The 2225-nt window shown below is 28.7% G+C and carries 3 protein-coding genes; all 3 read left to right on the top strand.

Annotated features, from left to right (window positions below):
• On the top strand, window positions 1-610 hold a 610-nt coding region (locus HMPREF0072_RS07885; RefSeq protein WP_004828985.1), incomplete at its 5' end, for a CD1107 family mobile element protein.
• A gap of 312 nt (window positions 611-922) precedes the next feature.
• On the top strand, window positions 923-1516 hold the full coding sequence (locus HMPREF0072_RS07880) for a type IV toxin-antitoxin system AbiEi family antitoxin domain-containing protein (protein ID WP_039931273.1): 594 nt from the start codon (window positions 923-925) through the stop codon (window positions 1514-1516).
• On the top strand, window positions 1509-2225 hold a 717-nt coding region (locus tag HMPREF0072_RS07875), incomplete at its 3' end, for a nucleotidyl transferase AbiEii/AbiGii toxin family protein (protein ID WP_004828982.1). The genes HMPREF0072_RS07880 and HMPREF0072_RS07875, both read left to right, overlap by 8 nt.

The raw sequence follows: 2225 nt of genomic DNA, 5'->3' as shown, positions 1-2225 counted from the left end.
TCCTCCAAAGAAAACCCCACTTGTAAAAGGTGGTAATACAAAGGCAGTAAATAATCTTGCGACTGGGGAAAATAAGGCAAGAGGTTCAGTAATTGAAAATGTAGATAGGAATGGAAAAGATATTACACCAAGTGGAGACACAGAAAAAGATAAAGAAAATCCAGTAGATGTAAGACAATTTTTAACATTTCAAACCAAAAGTGGAAAAACTATGCACCTAATAGTGGATCACTCATCAAATCAAGATAATGTAAGGTTATTAACAGAAGTAGGAGAGCAAGACCTACTTAATATGATTGAAGGAGAAAGTGAAGCAAAGCCAAAAGAAGAAGTAGTAAAAAAAGAAGAACCGGTGGAGGAAAAACCGAAGAAAGAGGAGAAGGAAGAAAAGAAATCAGGGATAGGACTTTATTTATTTATGGGTTTAATTATTGTTGGTGTAATGGGTGCAGGATATTACTTCAAAATCTATAAGAAAAATGAAGAGGCAAGTTTTGAAGATGAGCAAGATTATAATGAATTAGAAGATGATTATGAATCTGAAGGGGAGGATTATAATCTTGAAGATAAGGAAGATACAGAAGTTATTCCAGATGAAGATGAATTTTAATCTTCTCAATGATTTAAGCAGTAGATTAAGGACAACAATAAACTCAATTATCGTATAAATTTATAAACATACGATAGAAAAGTACAATTACAATTCTGGAACTTTAATAAAAAACGATGAACAAAACGACAGCCCAAACTTAATATATAAGGAAAGCTAAGTAGAAATGATGGATTATATAATTAAGAATTCGCTGATATTAAATTTCTTGATAATTTTGAAATAAATTGGGCTAGAAATTCAAATGTTTGTTGCAAACACACTTATAAAATTATATAATATAAGTGTAAACGCAACAAGAGGATGAATATAATGAATTATAGAAAGCAAATTGAAATACATCTAAAAAAATCAGGTGGAATTATAACATCTGCTTATTGCAGAGAAAATAACATACCTACAGTATATTTAAGTAGACTAGCAAAAGAGGGAAAATTGTTTAGAGTTCAAAAAGGAATATATATTATTGAAGAAAGTGATTACGATGATTACTATTTTTTTCAATATCAGTATAGAAAGGCGATATTTTCCTATGAGACAGCTTTGTTTCTACTTGGGGTAACGGATAAAATTCCATGGAGAATAGATGTTACAGTATACAATGGATATAAATTTAATGAGAAGCAAGATACACTTAATATCAATTATGTAAAAAAATCTATTTATAATCTAGGAATTATACAGAAAAAGACAATGTTTGGAAACATTGTGAATGTTTACTCCTATGAAAGAATACTTTGTGATTTTATTTATAACAAAGAAAAAATGGATACTGAAGTTTATGTAAAACTCATTCGTTCTTATTCTAAATATAAGGATAAGGATATACATTCTCTATATGAAATAGCAAGAAAAATGGGAATAGAAGATAAAGTAAAGGAAGTTATGGAGGTGGTATATGAATAAAGCAAAGTTAACCGTCATTTGTCATAATATAAGTAAAGAATCAGGACTCCCATTTAATTCAGTAATGTTATATTATTTTTTGGAGAGCATATTAAAAAAATTAGCACAGAGTAAGTATCATGAAAAATTTATTTTTAAAGGAGGTTTTCTTTTATCTAATGTAGTAGGCATAGATTCAAGAAGTACAGTAGATATAGATTTTCTTTTAAGAAATATGCATTTATCAGAAGAAAATGTATTAAAAACAATACAAGAATCACTAGAAGCAAGTTATTCAGATGATATATCCTATAAAGTACATGGAATAAGTAAAATCAAGGAAGATGACCAGTATGGAGGGTTTCGTGTAAGTATACTTTGTAGGATGGAGAATATAAGACAAATTGTACCTCTTGATATTGCAACAGGTGATGTTATCACACCACATCCCATAGATTACAAATATATAAGTGCTTTTGGGCAAGAAGATATTTTAATTAAAGCCTATCCTATTGAAACAATTGTGGCAGAAAAAATTCAAACAATATACTCTAGGGGGTTTTTAAATAGCAGAAGTAAGGATTACTACGATCTTTATGTAATTTATAAATTAAAAGATAAAGAGGTTGATACCAAGATATTAAAAGAAGCATGTATTAGAACTTTTGATTATAGAAAAACGGAGTTTGATATAGATAAAATCATCAGTTTAATGAGAGTGTTAAAAACA

The sequence above is a fragment of the Anaerococcus lactolyticus ATCC 51172 genome (genome assembly GCF_000156575.1).
Taxonomy (GTDB): domain Bacteria; phylum Bacillota; class Clostridia; order Tissierellales; family Peptoniphilaceae; genus Anaerococcus; species Anaerococcus lactolyticus.
This window is presented reverse-complemented; position numbering and strand designations above follow the sequence as displayed.

Bases quoted from the DNA above. Each gene is read 5' to 3' on its own strand.
- HMPREF0072_RS07880 (WP_039931273.1), top strand. From the start codon at position 923: ATGAATTATAGAAAGCAAATTGAAATACATCTAAAAAAATCAGGTGGA.